We start from the raw sequence: 15,708 nt of genomic DNA on the forward strand, positions 1-15,708 counted from the left end.
TGCGGCAAGGTGGGCGATTGGTGACCAGAAAGGGCACTCAGAATGTTAAAAAACACACTGAAAAGTTGACAGAACTTCAAGTTGACGAGCAATGGGTAATTGGGGTGACGTGATAACAAGCTGGCGAGTTGACGAGAGGTTTAGTTGGCAAGCTAACGAGTTGGACAGAGCGTTATGCCGTTAGTTTATGAGTTTATTCCTTTTTTCAAGGCATAACCACGCTTTGCCACAGACGAAGGGGATAGAATTTCAGTTCTTATCGTATCTTAGTACGGTACTTCGTACAGAAAGAGGCGTGTTTATCTTGTTTTACTGCACTAAGATAATAAACTTCCTCGCATTGTATAGAAACATTAAAAGCCAAGACCACTTGTGTGTGAGTGTAAAAGTTCGAGATTTTTTGAGTTTATAAGTTTGTTAAGTTTTTAAGCTTAAGCAGTGTTCACAGCCAACTAAATACAATCGTTACATCAAGTAAAGCATAATAGATGTCTACTTGAACAACGTCTGCAAGACATTTATTACAAACAGCTACAAATCAACAAATTAAAAACTTTACTTGCGGCGTATTTCAGGTTTAAAGAAACAAGGTTAGCTGAATTGTGGGCTTAACAACATAGCTATGCCTATTTTATTCGCCAAAGATACGTTCCGAACCGATAGTTAGGCGTTTCAGTTCGTAAAAGGAGCCGTTAAAGATATTCAAGTCCACATATCCGCGAATACCGTCTAAACGGCCGGCATCGGTGTGTTGCCAAAACTTCCATTTGCCCTTATACTCCACTTTCTCCACGTAATAATGGGCAATCCAATAAGGATAGTCGTCAAACACAGGTGCGCTAAGGTATTGTTCCTTGAACTTATAATAGGTATAGATGATTGGTTTAACGTGGTACTTGTCTTCAACAATGTGCAGCCAAGTCAGCACGTCACGCTGAAAATCTTCCACCGAGCGGTTCTTGGGCTTGTGTTCTACATCAAGTACCGGCGGCAGGTCGCCTTCTTCAAGGTGCACTTGTTTCAAAAAGAAGTTGGCTTGCGCCCTTGCCGACGACTTGTTGCTCCAAAAATGGTAAGCGCCACGAATAAAACCGTATTCGCGGGCTTGGTAAAAGTTGTCGTTGAAGTTCTCGTCGATACCCGACGAACCCTCTGTCGACTTCACAATGACGAATTTAAGCGGAAAGCCGTCGATGGTTGCGTCGCTCAACTTGTCCCAATTAATTTCACCTTGGTAGTGAGATATGTCTATGCCATGAATGGCAAAGCCGTCTGGATAATTTGCATCGCCATACAAAGCACGCCAACGAAACCCCGTAGGGCCTACAAAGAAATAATAAAACACCCATACATAAAGGCACACCACGCCCACACCGCCTAGCCACCACGCCCAACGGTGCGACGAACGAAGAAAGCCGGGAATGAGCCAGTAGAAGAAACGGGCACGACGTCTGCCGCGACCACCACTTCTCCTTGTGTTTCTTTTATTGCGAACCTTTGTTGAAGATTTTCTTGCCATATATCAATAGCGTTGCGCTTATACTGCCTTGTGGCCGTATGAGAATTCACCAGTGTCTGAATGGGATTGAAAACAAAGCCCCAACAAAGCCTTTGGTTAGGGCTATAACTTGATGGTATAAGATGGAAGAGGGCAAGAACCCACCCCGCAAAGATGTGGGTTCTTGTCTTCACTGTGTAATGTTACGCTTGCTCGAGAAGCAATGTACGTGTGGGAACATCGCAAACCTCGCTTGGCCCCCAATATTGAATAGGACCAGGATAAATGTAGCAAGTGTTTTTTGCCCATTCGTCGCGTTTGGCTGCAAAAGCTTTGAAAGGTTTTCCGTCGAGTTCAACCAGAGCCTTGCGGATAACAGGTTTCATCTCGCCGCTACGTCTTTCCATGTTCATCATCATTGTGATGGGCACTCCGCCTGCTTTCCATTCATCTGCCTGGGCCGTGGTGTTCTTCACTACGGCCATGTAGCCCGTTTTGCCGCTGGCAATGAGCAGCGCAGCACTTGTACCTAAGGCGTAACAGTAGTCGGCATCGAAGTTAGAGGGAGCGGCGCAACGGCCTTCGTAACCCATGAAGTGGTGCAAAGCAGCGAAATGGCCGTGGTATTTGCCATCCTTAGCCCATTCATCCAATTTGGCCTCTACCATTTCAGAAATAAGTTTCTCTGTCTCGATGAGCGATACCTGTACGTTGCCGTGCGGGTCGCGGTCGAGCGACAATTGGCGGGCAACACTATAGGGCAACGTTTCGAATGTTGCCTTGTTCTCGGCCGAAAGGTGGGACATGATGTAAGCGCGTTGAGCGTCTTTGTCGAGGTCTTTATAGTCGGCACCATGTGCTGCCAGCAGGTCGTTCAGCTCATGGATAAGCCTGCCGATGGCTGGAACGAACTCAATAAGCCCTTCGGGGATGAGCACAACACCATAGTTTTGTCCGTTAGCGGCACGATAAGCCACAGCCGAGGCAATTTCTTCGATGATATCGTTAAGCGTTAGGTCTTTGGCCTCCACCTCTTCGGAGATGATGCAGATGTTGGGTTGGGTTTGCAAGGCACATTCCAAGGCAATATGCGATGCCGAACGTCCCATCAGCTTAATGAAATGCCAATACTTGCGGGCCGAATTGCAGTCGCGTTCGATGTTTCCGATAAGCTCGCTGTAAGTCTTTGTGGCAGTATCGAAACCGAAAGAAGTCTCAATCTGCTCGTTCTTCAAGTCGCCGTCGATAGTTTTTGGGCAACCGATAACTTGTACGCCGTAATTCTTGGCTGCATAATATTCGGCCAATACGCATGCGTTGGTGTTCGAGTCGTCGCCGCCGATAATAACGATGGCCTTAATGTCCAACTTGCGGATAATCTCCAAGCCCTTTTCAAACTGCTCGGTTGTTTCCAGTTTCGTACGTCCGCTACCAATCATGTCGAAACCGCCGGTGTTGCGATACTCGTCAATGAAGTCGGCCGTTATTTCAATGTAATTGTGGTCTACAAGTCCGCCAGGACCCATAAGGAAACCATAAAGGCGATTATTGGGGTTCAAGCGTTTCACCTCGTCGAACAATCCCGAAATCACGTTGTGACCGCCAGGTGCCTGTCCGCCGCTAAGTATAATGCCCACGTTTATTTCTTTCGAAGGCATTTCGTCGCCTTGTACGAACTCAACCAAGGGCATTCCGTATGTGTTGGGGAACAATTTCTTAATCTCATCCTGATTGTCTACACTCTTTGTAGGAGCGCCCTCGCTCACTTTCACTGCACCTTGAAGTGCCTTTGGCAATTTGGGCTGGTAAGAAGCTCTCGCTTTCTGCAATGCACTTTTTTCCATTCTCTTATTTGAATTACTTAAATATGATAAAATTAAAACGTATGTACAAACTGTAAACAGTGATTAACGGCTATTTGCCACCAAACAAGACACGTTTGCAGCAAACCCATTTACTTCTTCTACTGCAAAAGTACCAAAATTGTTGCACACTCAAACAGAAAAACGCAACAAATGAAAATTAAGGCATATTTTTTTGCCCAAATAGTGTTTGGTATCATATTTTTTGTTATCTTTGGCTTTTGGTTGAAGGCCCATTGTGCAATCAACTGCAACAATCATCGTTTTAACGGGGCAGGGACACCCCTAAAATTTAATGCAGTATGAACAAAAGAGAATTGAAAAAAAGCGTGAACTATATTTGTTCCGAACTGTTTGCGGAGGGCGTGGCCGCTTCGCTCTACTCCCAAAATGCCGATAAAGACAACATCAACGCGTTGCTGGCATCTATTATCAACATACAAAACGACTTTGTAAGGAGAATTTCGCACCCCGAACCAGGCATGCCTTCAAAGGTGTTTTACAAACAGCTGATAAAGGATTTCAACAACACCGTTTCGGAAGTTATTGACCAAATAGCACACCTGCAATAGCCCGACATCAGGCCGAAGGTGAAAGATTAAGAGCCGAAAAGAAGAAATGAAGATAACAGTATAAGCTGCGAAGGACAAGCGTTCGAGAGAACAAGGTTTCGCGGCAATGGCTAACGACTGCCGTGGCGGCAGTTCGATATGCTGAAAAACAAAGTAAGAAATTACAGTTAGCAAACAACAAATAATGTTAAAGAATATCTGTGCGTGGTTACTATACCGACGTATGGGATGGAAAACCAACATCACGGTGGCACATCCGAAGAAGTATATCATCTGTTTGGCACCCCACACAAGCAACATGGACTTCCTTATTGGTCTGCTTTTCTCTAGGGCAGAAAACATGTCCAGCGGTTTTCTCATGAAAAAAGAATGGTTCTTTTGGCCACTTGGCCCTATATGGAGAAAGCTAGGGGGCATTCCTGTATGGCGCGATAAGAAATCGAGCATGACGGACAATCTTGCAGAATTGGCAAGAAAGGCAGACTCTTTCAGCATTTGCATCACACCCGAAGGGACGCGTTCGCTAAACCCCGATTGGAAGAAAGGCTTTTACTTCATCGCACAAAAGGCCGGCATACCTATCTTGCTATATGGCGTTGACTACGAACGCAAGCTGATTGAATGTACACGGATGATAGAACCAACGGGTGATGTTGAGACCGACATGAAAGAGATTAAACTGTATTTCAAAAACTTCAAAGGCAAAAATCCTGAACTGTTCACCATTGGTGACGTGTAACACACTGAGATGAATAAGTTTCTTTTGTGGTGCAACCTGCTCGTATGCGCATGCTTTACCAACGCTCTGGCGCAACCCAATGCCCTCTTAGTTGACTTAGACTATCAAGGGCGACCCTTAACCACCAACCTATCTAAGCCATTTAACATAACGGCAGGGCTGGGGGGCAGGTATTTATCCGTCTGGGCCAGTCATGGATTGTACTACGAAACCAAACGTAACTCGTGGCAATGGCAACGTCCGCCGCTCTTCGGAACCAACGAAGACCTCTTCACGCCCACCATCGTGTTGCCTTATCTCATTCCCATGCTAGAAAAGGCAGGGGCAATAGTGTTGTCGCCAAGAGAGCGCGACCTACAAACAGAAGAGGTGATTGTGGACAACGATGCCAACAACAATCATATATATAACCATATATATAAGGAGAAGAACGGACTGCACCATTGGCGAAACACAACTGCAAGCGGCTTTGCCAACCCAAGAACAACCTATGCCGACGGCGAGAATCCGTTTTTAATGGGAACGGCACGAATGGCACGAACCGTTCAACGAGAAGACAAACGAAGTGAAATTGCCTTCATCCCCCAAATTAAGAACGATGGGGAAAAAGCCGTTTATGTTTGTTACCAAACACTACCCAAAAGTACAGATAATGCACTATACACCGTATATCACAAAGGACAGGCCACTACTATCAGCGTAAACCAGCGCATGGGAGGCGGAACGTGGGTGTATCTAGGCACATTCGACTTTGGCAAGGGGTGTTCTGAAAACAATTGTGTGGTGCTAAACAATGTCTGTACAAGGGATGGAATGGTAACGGCCGATGCTGTTCGTTTCGGTGGAGGTATGGGAAATATCCATCGCGGAGGAAACATTAGCGGCATGCCAAGGGCTTTGGAGGGGGCTAGGTACGCCGCACAATGGTATGGCGCGCCGCAAGAAGTGTACAGTTCGAAAGAAGGACGCGATGATTATGGCGACGATGTAAACGCTCGCGGCCTAATAAGCAATTGGTGGGCTGGTGGTTCGGTGTTTCTGCCCACTAAGCCGGGGTTAGGCATTCCTATTGAACTATGTTTAGGAATACACAGCGATGCCGGAGCAGACAAACAGAGTAAAAACATCGTTGGCTCGCTGGCCATCTGCACTTCCTACTTTAACGACGGGCGATTGGCCACCGGCGTAACGCGAAACCTATCGTTGAACTTCGCCGAAAGCATGCTCGAAACAATCCACAACGACTTAGTGCAAAAGTTTGGAAGATGGGAAATTCGCGAACTTATCGACAAGAACTATTCGGAAACACGAATGCCCGACATTCCTTCGGCTATCTTGGAGACACTGTCGCACCAAAACTTCCCCGACATGCGGCTAGGTCACGACCCCAACTTTAAGTTCACTTTGGCGCGTGCCGTGTACAAAAGCATCCTCCGTTTTATGTGCAACCAACATGCAACAACGGCTATTGTCAGTCCACTTGCACCCTCCAACTTCCACATCAACTACCTCTACAACGGACGAATAAAGCTGGGATGGAGCGAAACAAAAGACGAACTAGAACCTACGGCCAAACCAAGGGGGTACATTTTATATACGGCTATCGACTCAGCAGGCTTTGACAACGGGCGGATAGTTAAGCAAAACGAGATTGAACTCTCCTTGCGTCCCCACTCAACATATAGCTTTAAGGTGGCGGCAGTGAACCAAGGAGGCGAGAGTTTCACAACAGAAACTCTCTCGGCATATTACCAACCAGAGGCCACCTGCACCATTTTAGTGGTCGATGGGTTCGATAGACTTTCCTCCCCAGCTGTAATCAGCACGCCACTACAACAAGGTTTCGACCTAAACGAAGACTTCGGAGTGAGCTTGGGTACACAAGCGGCATGGGTTGGCTACCAACAGAACTTCAACAAAAGGGCTGCTGGCGTTGACGGATGGCAGGGATTAGGATATAGCGATACAAGTTTGCAAGGGCAATTGGTTGCAGGCAATGACCAAAACACCGCCCGAACACACGTTGAAGACATTGCGGCAATAAAGAAATATAATGTGGTATCGGCATCTATGAAGGCCGTTGAGAAAGGATTATGTAACCTTTCGCGCTATCAGTGCATAGACATCGCATTGGGCTTGCAACGCAACGACGGCCATTCGCTCGTGAAATACAAGACGTTCACGCCCACCGTTCAAAAGATTATACGCGAATACAGTCGCAATAACGGTCGATTGATTGTAAGCGGAGCATACGTTGGCACCGACATGAGGGACTCGTTAGAGCAAGTTTTCTTGGCCGATGTATTCAAGGCATCGTTCGAAGGTGCGGTGCGAACAGACACACTGCTCGCTGCCATCAGGCCTTTGGCGAGCGATACAGATTCTATTCCGCGCGACAGCGTTGTGGCTTTGCTCTACAAATCGCCCAATGCCGTGCACTACGCGCCCCAAATGGTAGACGTATTAAGCCCATTAGACAATGCTACAACGGGCTATCGCTACGCTGGATGGTGGCCTGCATCAGTGGCTTACGTGGCAGGCAGTCGGCGAAGTCATCTTTTCGGTTTTCCGTTAGAGTGCATCAAGGACCGCGAGGACCGCAGGCGGATAATGGCCGAAACCATCGACACGATAATGAAGTAATAATTAAACCAATACAGATATGTATAAAATTCAAGCCAATAATTCGGGAACGCGAACCATCGACGTGAGCGACCTACACTTGGAAACGATTGACAAGTACGCCTTACTCAAAAACCTTGTAGACAGCAACGGCATCATTGACGAGGAGGTTTTAGACAAGTTGAAGTATAACGTTAGGTCGTTGTTGGAGTCGGAAACAGGTAAAGACAAAGCGTTGTTAGACCTCTGTCTCGACGTTATCTATAACAACAACATGAAAGCCTTTGGCTTACACCAGCTCGTGTTGCTCTATATCGAGTGGAAGACCAACGCAAACAAGTCTTCGGTAACAGAATAAAGTACGTTTTTCGTTAAAACAAATTCTAATGTAAAGGCAAGGATTACGGCTCGTTAACTCGTAACCCCGCTAACTTGTCAACAGATAAAGAACTGCATTGAACAATTACAGGTTAACAGACTTCTTACCCACCACAAAGAAAGAATGCGAACTAAGGGGATGGGAACAGCTAGATGTCATCCTTTTTTCGGGTGACGCGTACGTCGATCACCCCTCTTTTGGCGAGGCCGTTATTGGCCGTTGCCTTGAAGCGGCGGGCTATAAGGTGGCCATTGTGCCGCAGCCCGACTGGCATGGCGACTATCGCGACTTCAAGAAACTAGGCGTTCCGCGCCTGTTCTTCGGCATTTCGCCCGGCTGCATGGACTCGATGGTAAATAAATACACAGCCAATAAGCGACTCCGTTCAGAAGATGCGTATAGTCCAGACGGCCGACACGACTGCCGTCCAGACTATCCTACGGTGGTTTATACGCAAATTCTCAAAGAACTTTACCCCGACGTGCCTGTGGTTTTAGGGGGTATTGAGGCCTCTATGCGCCGACTTACGCACTACGACTATTGGCAAGACAAGGTGAGAAAGTGCATTCTATGCGACTCGAAAGCCGACATCATACTCTATGGAATGGGCGAAAAGTCGATTTTAGAGCTGTGTGCTAGTCTCGAAAACGGGCAGCACATTAGCACCATTCACCATATTCCGCAAACCGTTTTCATGGTCGACAAGAACAGCGTTCCTGGCGGAATAACCGATAAAGACATCATTTTGAACAGCCACGAGGCCTGCCTGAAAGACAAACGCAAGCAAGCCGAAAACTTCAAACACATTGAAGAAGAGGCCAATAAGGTGCATGCACAACGCCTTTTGCAAGAAGTAGACGGCATGTATGCCGTGGTTAACCCACCCTACCCCACACTCACGACCCAAGAATTAGACGCCACTTTCGACCTGCCTTATACTCGCTTGCCCCACCCCAAGTACAAAAACAAGCGCATTCCAGCCTACGAGATGATTAAATTCTCGGTAAACATGCACCAAGGATGTTTCGGGGGATGCTCGTTCTGCACCATTTCAGCCCACCAAGGCAAGTTCGTGGTGTGCCGTTCGAAAGAAAGCATACTAAATGAAGTGAAGAAAGTGGCGCAAATGCCCGACTTCAAGGGCTATCTTTCGGACCTAGGCGGACCATCGGCCAACATGTATGGCATGGCTGGGCGCAACAAAAAAGCGTGCGAAGTGTGCAAACGGCCGTCGTGTATCAATCCCGAAATATGCCCAAACCTCAATACCGACCACTCGAAACTCATCGAAATATATCGTGCCGTAGATGCTTTACCAGAGATAAAGAAAAGCTTTATCGGAAGTGGCGTACGCTACGACTTGCTGCTCCACAAGAGCAAAGACAAGAAAGTGAACGATGCCGCGATGGAATATACTAAGGAGTTGATACGACATCATGTAAGTGGACGTCTTAAAGTGGCTCCCGAACACACCAGCGATGAGGTGTTGCGTAGCATGAGAAAGCCAAGTTTCACACAGTTTGAGGAGTTTAAGCGCATCTTCGACAAGATAAATGAGGAGGAAAATCTTAGGCAACAAATCATTCCTTACTTCATGAGCAGCCATCCTGCGTGTAAGGAGGCAGACATGGCCGACTTGGCCGTGCGTACCAAAAGGCTTGACTTCCATCTCGAACAGATACAAGACTTCACCCCAACGCCCATGACCGTGAGCACCGAGGCATGGTACACAGGTTACGATCCTTACACGCTTGAACCCGTTTTCAGTGCCAAAACGCCCAAAGACAAGAACAACCAAAGGCTATTTTTCTTTTGGTATAAGAAGGAAGAAAGGCAAAACATCGAGCGCGAACTTAGAAAGATTGGTCGCCCCGAACTGATTAACGAACTTTATTCCTCAAACGATTGGGGCAGACAGCAAAGTTCGGGCAAAGGCAAGAAAGATGATAAGAACCATCGTGAGCATAAAAACAGCCGCACGGAAAAGGCTTACGAGCCCAAACCTTCGCCTAAAACGGCTGAAAGAAAATCGTTCAACCCAAATTTCCACAACGGAAAACCAAATAAGTCGAAAGGTAAGCGAAGATAAGCCACGGCAATATTGGTATGCCATTGGCTTTCTCTACACATCAAAAAACGATATACACAACCCACTTTAAAGCATGCAAATACTTCTATCGTGCGCCAAAGACATGGCCACAAAGCCCATAACATTCCCTAACGAACGTGCCAACGAACCGCATTTCATCGCAGCTGCCCAGGAGATAGCGGCCGAAATGATGAACTTCTCAACGGAAGAATTGGAAGAAATGCTCAAAATTAACAGCAAGCTAGCCAACCAAAATTGGCTCAGGTATCAGCATTTTCTGCAAACAGGCGACACTTCGCACGCTGCTCTTGCATTCACAGGCATGGCCTACAAGCACCTGAAAGCGAGCAGTTTCAACCAAGAAGACATTTGCTTTGCCAACCAACACCTTTGGATAACCTCCTTTCTATACGGACTTTTACGGCCACTCGATGCCATAAAGCCACATCGTTTGGAAGGTTATGTGCGCTTACAAAACCACGACGACATACGACTGTTCGACTATTGGAAACCTCGTCTTACCCAACATTTCATCCAATCAATAAGCAACGACAATGGCATGCTTGCCTATCTTGCAAGCGAAGAGATGAAATCGCTCTTCGATTGGAATGAGGTAAAGAAGAAAGTTAAAATCTTTGAGCCCCAGTTCATGGTCGAGAATGCCCGTGGCAGGAAAACAATTGTGGTGTACACAAAGATGTGTCGCGGGGCAATGGCCAACTACATCATCAAAAACAAGATAACCAATACCGACGACTTGCTCGCTTTCGAATACGAAGGGTTTAAGTTTGCAGAGTGGATTGACAATGGCAAAACGCCACTTTTCGTCCTCGGCGCACCCTAAACCGCTTTCTTCTGTTGCCTTTTAAAGCTCGTTCTTACAACTAATCGTAAGTCAAACACGGCTTATCTCATGGCAACAGAAACACAATAAAAAGCATTTTATCAGCATAAAGGCCACAAAAACGCCCTGTTTCTTTTTGCGCTTTCAACGATTTGCATTATTTTTGCAGGGTATTAATACGAGAAAAATTGAAAGTCAAACGAATTATAAACGACACATTCAAGGTAGCCCTATCGCTCTTCCTCGGCGGAGCGATATTGTATTGGATGTATCGCGGCTTTGATTTCAAACAGGTTGAGCGCGTTATGCTCCACGAAATGAACTGGACTTGGATGCTGCTTTCCTTCCCCTTTGGCATCATGGCCCAAGTGTTTAGGGGATGGAGATGGCGACAGACACTCGAACCTATGGGCGAAAAGCCCAGGGCATCGACAGCCATACATGCCATTTTCGTTTCGTATGCCGTAAGCTTAGTTATCCCCCGAATAGGCGAGTTTGCCCGTTGCGCAGTGCTAAGGCGATATGATAAGATAGACTTTGCTAAGGCATTGGGAACCGTTGTTACCGAGCGTGCCATCGATTCGCTATTGGTATTGGCCATTGCAGCCATAACCCTACTGGCACAGGTGAGCATCTTCGACAGCTTTTTCACCAAAACAGGGACGAGCCTACATGCCATTGTAGGCCAATTCTCAACCACAGGCTACATCGTTACGGCCGTTTGCGCCATAGCAGTAGCCGTATTGCTGCACTTCTTACTAAAAAGAATGGCCATATATAATAAGGTGAAAGAAACGGTTAAAGGCATTTGGCAAGGCATTAACTCGATAAGGAAGGTACGCAACAAATGGCTCTTCGCCTTTTTCACATTGGCTATATGGGGCAGTTACTTTCTGCACTATTACCTAACCTTCTTTTGTTTCGAGGCGACAGCAGGTTTGGGCATGGCTTGTGCAATGGTTACGTTTGTGGTTGGCAGCATGGCGGTAGTGGTTCCAACGCCCAATGGGGCTGGCCCTTGGCACTTCGCCGTGAAAACTATGCTCATCTTATATGCCGTAGACAGCACAGCCGCACTCAATTTTGTGCTTATCGTGCATTCGGTTCAAACGCTCTTGGTTATTCTCCTTGGCGTTTACGGATGGATGGCATTGGCATTCTCGCACTCAAAGCGTGCAACAACAGTCGAATAACCAAATCATACATATATTTTACTAACTTTTAAACAACCGCTTTATGAGTGAAATTAAAAATTTAAAGCCTGAAAGCATTTGGCGTAACTTCTACAATCTTACGCAAGTACCACGTCCGTCGGGACATTTAGAGAAAGTTAAGACCTTTCTTCTGAACTTCGCTAAGGAAGTGGGCGTAGAGGCGTTCGTTGATTCTGCCAACAATGTGGTGATGAGAAAGCCGGCATCGCCTGGCATGGAAAATCGAAAAACCATAACCCTACAAGCGCACATGGACATGGTTCCGCAGAAATCGGCCGACAGTACACATAATTTCGAGACCGATCCCATAGAAACGTGGATTGACAACGAATGGGTTCGGGCGAAGAACACCACACTGGGCGCCGACAACGGAATTGGCGTTGCTGCCATCATGGCCGTTATGGAAGACAAGAGTTTGAAGCACGGCCCCGTTGAAGGGCTTATCACGGCCGATGAGGAAACAGGCATGTATGGTGCCAACGACCTGCCCGCCAACGAGCTGCAAGGCGACATCCTACTTAATCTCGACTCCGAAACATGGGGCTGTTTTGTAGTGGGCAGTGCCGGCGGTGTGGATGTTACCGCTACGCGCAACTACAAAGAAGTGCCCGTAAACAAAGACAGGGTGGCCTTAAAAGTTACCATCAAGGGTTTAAAAGGGGGACACTCAGGATTGGAAATACACGAAGGCAGAGCCAATGCCAACAAGCTAATGGCACGCGTTGTGGCCAAGTTGGTTGCCGAATGCAGTGCCGAACTTGCCATTTGGCACGGCGGCAACATGCGCAATGCCATTCCTTATAAGGCCGAAACCATCATTACCCTCCCTGCAAACAACGAAGACAAGGCCTGTTCAATTGTCAACGAGATGAAGATTTTGTTTGAAACAGAGTATCGTTTTGTTGAAGATAAGGTAGAACTATTTGCAGAAAAGGCTCTTCTACCAGAGAAACAGATGGACGCCACCGATAGGGACATCGTGATGAAATCGATTTTCGGATGCCACAACGGCGTTCTACGCATGATACCTGCCATTCCCACCGTCGTTGAAACGTCGTCTAACTTAGCCATCATCGACATAGAAAATGGTAACGCCAGGTTACTTATACTAGCTAGAAGCTCTAGCGAAACGATGAAAGCATATATCTGCGACACACTGAAAGGCACACTTACACTAGGTGGCTTTGATGTGAAACTTAGCGCAGACTATCCTGGCTGGGATCCAAACACCGATAGCGAGACACTTAATCTGATGCAACGTTTACACAAGCAGCTATTTAACGAAAACGCCATCGTTAAGGTAGACCATGCTGGTTTGGAGTGTTCCATCATCCTCAGCAAGTACCCTCACATGGATGTTGTTTCCTTTGGACCAACCATCCGTTCGCCTCACAGCACCAGCGAACGCTGCCTACACGAAACGGTAGCCCCCTTCTGGGACTTGTTAAAGAAAGTTTTGGAAGAAGTTCCACAAAAATAAACCAGCGATGGTAAACAGAACCAACGACGCCAAAGTCCCTCTCATAGGGATTGACAGGCATCGCATAGCAACCGACGGGCATGGAGTTACCACGCTCGTCGGTTTCTTCGGTTGTCCGTTACGCTGCAAGTTATGTTTAAACGACCAGTGTCACGACACGCGCAGACGTTGGCAGCGCATGTCGCCACAAGCGTTATACGACGAGTTAAAGCAAGACGAGCTGTATTTTCTAGCCACAGGAGGCGGCGTAACCTTTGGCGGTGGCGAACCATGCTTGCAAAGTCGTTTCATCAAGGCATTCAGAAACATCTGCGGAACAGCATGGAACATCACTGTGGAAACGAGCCTATACGTTCCACAGAGCCACTTACGCCGATTGCTAAACGTGGTAAACACATACATTGTGGACATTAAAGACCTTAATCCAGACATCTACCTAGAATATACCAGCAAAGACATCGGCTTATTAAAAGAAAACCTGCAATGGCTTACAGCACACGTGGCGAAGGAGAATATCTTTGTGCGCGTTCCTAGCATACCTAACCACAACACGCCGGAAAACATCGAATACAGCGTTGAAGAACTAAAAAAACTAGGCCTTGTTAATATCGAATGTTTCGATTACATCAACCCGAAACAAGTGAAATAAGGGACGTTTCCACCCCATCCGCCCCAACAACTGTCGCAAATGCCTTTTCTCTTACCTGCAATTACACACCCTACACAGCCCGAACTCCCCCTATCAATATTGAACAGCCGATTGTTGGCGGTATAAATCTTTATGGGATAATCTTTCAATGGTCAAACAGAATTGGATTCGGAAAGCCACAAATGAAGCGTAGGCAAACAACACACCTACTTTTACACCGCGTAAAGCCTTGTTAATGCCATGCTGTACACGCGTTGCACTCTTCTATCAGCTATTTTCCAAAAGCAATTCTGTTTGACTATAACAACTCAGAACACAGTCGCACAAAGATACAGAACAAGAGCCGTAAGGTTGTAAAATATTTGTACCAACTTTTAACATTGTGAGCGGCTTCGCCGCAAAATTTCCGAGCAGAGGTTGGATTTTCGCGCGTATTTTTCAAGTTTGTAACTGTTTGGTTTATTGCAATTTACGACAAATAATGCACAAAAAAACATATTGTTTAGCACACTTTATGGCTATAGAACGTCAATAAATGCACCGGCAAGAGCCAACAAGCCCTTATCATCCAAAATGGTCAAAACATCCATAAATAGCACCTAAAATACTGCTTTACATGGATTTTGGGTGGGTTTTGCTGCATTTGGCCTCGCGTTTTGGTGCAAAATGCAATGCGTTTTGGTGCATATTGCAATGCGTTTTGGTGCAAAATGCGTTGCAACATCAGGCGCATAGACTCCATTTTCTAGTAGTTGTGGATGCAAATTTGGGAGAAATTTCCTTCAAAGAGAAATGCAAAAGCATAGTAAATGACCAAAAATGGTGGGGATAGGCACTCAAAAATAGCTGGAATTTTATCTCTTGGACGCATTTTATATAGCTTTTAGCAGGTGATTTTTGCTAGAATGGTTCGGCCAACGAGCGTGGTTTGTAAAATATATTTATTGTTTTAACAAAACGTTAATAGGTGCTTTCGGAGATAAAAAACAACGGCTATTGTTTTGCCTAAACAACAAGGATAAGCTGCTCATGCCAAATCGGGGCGCAAGAAACATCGATTGTTTTGCAAGGAAATAAAATGAAAGGGGGCTCAGTTGGTCTTGCAACCGAGATGCATAGCACCGAAGAGCGATAGCAGCAGTACAGAACAAGGTTATTTTCTTTAAGTACTCCCCTAAGCTTAATTATCCTTCTATTGTTATGTATAAACAGTTAACCTCGATGCAAAGCTCGCAAACATTAACTTTAATCCTAAGAAAACCGCAAGAGAAGAGAGCTCGCACATTGTGGGCATCTGCCAATCTGCACTATGTTGTGAGATGCGGTGCAAAAGTAGCCAGCTGGCTAATATGCCTGATTCGAGGCACACAATTAAGGCTATGGAGTGGCGAAAGCGTTCCACGCACAATGTCATTGCTACACGCTCCCTGCGCATGGTTCTCACAAAGAACACCACCAAGTACCCGTAAAGGCTATCCTTGACCCACTGGCACCGAAGGCCTACAACTTGGGATTCAAGAGTTTCAACGCAATTGCAGCGACCTCATACGAGCATTATAGCTGTGTGTTCAACCTCTTTGTGAGCAGGGCAACAAACACATTCGCCTAATCTTTCAATTCAAAGACAAAGGTTTTCGAGGGTACTCTGAGAGGGGTGGCAGGGGTAAAGTTCTTCATGTTTAGACTTTCAAAGATTAATGCGTAGCCCCATAAATGCCGCAAAACACAGTGCGTTTTGATGCTAAATGCAGTGCGTTTTG

11 protein-coding genes are annotated in these 15,708 nt (G+C 46.4%); 9 read left to right on the top strand and 2 right to left on the bottom strand.

Annotation, left to right across the window (positions count from 1 at the left end):
- Positions 1-631: 631 nt before the first annotated feature.
- Positions 632-1,519: a glycoside hydrolase family 25 protein gene (locus tag HMPREF2955_RS08720; RefSeq protein WP_009229808.1), complete on the bottom strand. Its 888-nt coding sequence runs from the start codon at positions 1,517-1,519 to the stop codon at positions 632-634.
- Positions 1,520-1,701: 182 nt separating this feature from the next.
- Positions 1,702-3,342, bottom strand: coding sequence for a diphosphate--fructose-6-phosphate 1-phosphotransferase (locus HMPREF2955_RS08725; protein ID WP_070722710.1), 1,641 nt, complete (start codon positions 3,340-3,342; stop codon positions 1,702-1,704).
- A 320-nt stretch (positions 3,343-3,662) separates the two neighbouring features.
- Between HMPREF2955_RS08725 and HMPREF2955_RS08730 the strand changes: the two genes are divergently transcribed.
- The 9 genes from HMPREF2955_RS08730 to HMPREF2955_RS08770 all read left to right on the top strand — a co-directional run bounded on the left by HMPREF2955_RS08730 (position 3,663) and on the right by HMPREF2955_RS08770 (position 13,948).
- Positions 3,663-3,932, top strand: a complete 270-nt coding sequence (locus tag HMPREF2955_RS08730) for a hypothetical protein (RefSeq protein ID WP_070722713.1) — start codon at positions 3,663-3,665, stop codon at positions 3,930-3,932.
- Positions 3,933-4,116: 184 nt separating this feature from the next.
- Positions 4,117-4,671: a 1-acyl-sn-glycerol-3-phosphate acyltransferase gene (locus tag HMPREF2955_RS08735; protein WP_070722715.1), complete on the top strand. Its 555-nt coding sequence runs from the start codon at positions 4,117-4,119 to the stop codon at positions 4,669-4,671.
- Between the two features lie 9 nt (positions 4,672-4,680).
- Positions 4,681-7,314: a golvesin C-terminal-like domain-containing protein gene (locus HMPREF2955_RS08740; RefSeq protein WP_070722717.1), complete on the top strand. Its 2,634-nt coding sequence runs from the start codon at positions 4,681-4,683 to the stop codon at positions 7,312-7,314.
- Between the two features lie 19 nt (positions 7,315-7,333).
- Entirely contained in the window at positions 7,334-7,651 is a 318-nt protein-coding gene (locus HMPREF2955_RS08745; RefSeq protein ID WP_019188432.1) for a hypothetical protein, read from the top strand.
- Between the two features lie 97 nt (positions 7,652-7,748).
- Positions 7,749-9,761: a YgiQ family radical SAM protein gene (locus HMPREF2955_RS08750; RefSeq protein WP_070722719.1), complete on the top strand. Its 2,013-nt coding sequence runs from the start codon at positions 7,749-7,751 to the stop codon at positions 9,759-9,761.
- Positions 9,762-9,834: 73 nt separating this feature from the next.
- Positions 9,835-10,605, top strand: a complete 771-nt coding sequence (locus HMPREF2955_RS08755) for a YaaA family protein (RefSeq protein ID WP_070722720.1) — start codon at positions 9,835-9,837, stop codon at positions 10,603-10,605.
- A 188-nt stretch (positions 10,606-10,793) separates the two neighbouring features.
- On the top strand, positions 10,794-11,798 hold the full coding sequence (locus HMPREF2955_RS08760) for a lysylphosphatidylglycerol synthase transmembrane domain-containing protein (RefSeq protein ID WP_070722722.1): 1,005 nt from the start codon (positions 10,794-10,796) through the stop codon (positions 11,796-11,798).
- A gap of 43 nt (positions 11,799-11,841) precedes the next feature.
- On the top strand, positions 11,842-13,299 hold the full coding sequence (locus tag HMPREF2955_RS08765; protein ID WP_070722725.1) for an aminoacyl-histidine dipeptidase: 1,458 nt from the start codon (positions 11,842-11,844) through the stop codon (positions 13,297-13,299).
- Positions 13,300-13,306: 7 nt separating this feature from the next.
- Positions 13,307-13,948 (top strand): radical SAM protein, encoded by a 642-nt coding sequence (locus HMPREF2955_RS08770; RefSeq protein WP_070722726.1) that lies wholly within the window; start codon positions 13,307-13,309, stop codon positions 13,946-13,948.
- The last annotated feature ends 1,760 nt before the right edge of the window (positions 13,949-15,708 follow it).

Source organism: Prevotella sp. HMSC073D09 (assembly GCF_001814145.1).
GTDB lineage: Bacteria > Bacteroidota > Bacteroidia > Bacteroidales > Bacteroidaceae > Prevotella > Prevotella conceptionensis.

What these genes read in the sequence shown, in the direction of transcription:
- HMPREF2955_RS08770 (WP_070722726.1), top strand. Translation starts at nt 13,307, where the DNA reads ATGGTAAACAGAACCAACGACGCCAAAGTCCCTCTCATAGGGATTGAC.
- HMPREF2955_RS08735 (WP_070722715.1), top strand. Translation starts at nt 4,117, where the DNA reads ATGTTAAAGAATATCTGTGCGTGGTTACTATACCGACGTATGGGATGG.
- HMPREF2955_RS08730 (WP_070722713.1), top strand. Translation starts at nt 3,663, where the DNA reads ATGAACAAAAGAGAATTGAAAAAAAGCGTGAACTATATTTGTTCCGAA.
- HMPREF2955_RS08720 (WP_009229808.1), bottom strand. Translation starts at nt 1,519, where the DNA reads ATGGCAAGAAAATCTTCAACAAAGGTTCGCAATAAAAGAAACACAAGG.
- HMPREF2955_RS08755 (WP_070722720.1), top strand. Translation starts at nt 9,835, where the DNA reads ATGCAAATACTTCTATCGTGCGCCAAAGACATGGCCACAAAGCCCATA.
- HMPREF2955_RS08740 (WP_070722717.1), top strand. Translation starts at nt 4,681, where the DNA reads ATGAATAAGTTTCTTTTGTGGTGCAACCTGCTCGTATGCGCATGCTTT.
- HMPREF2955_RS08745 (WP_019188432.1), top strand. Translation starts at nt 7,334, where the DNA reads ATGTATAAAATTCAAGCCAATAATTCGGGAACGCGAACCATCGACGTG.
- HMPREF2955_RS08725 (WP_070722710.1), bottom strand. Translation starts at nt 3,342, where the DNA reads ATGGAAAAAAGTGCATTGCAGAAAGCGAGAGCTTCTTACCAGCCCAAA.
- HMPREF2955_RS08765 (WP_070722725.1), top strand. Translation starts at nt 11,842, where the DNA reads ATGAGTGAAATTAAAAATTTAAAGCCTGAAAGCATTTGGCGTAACTTC.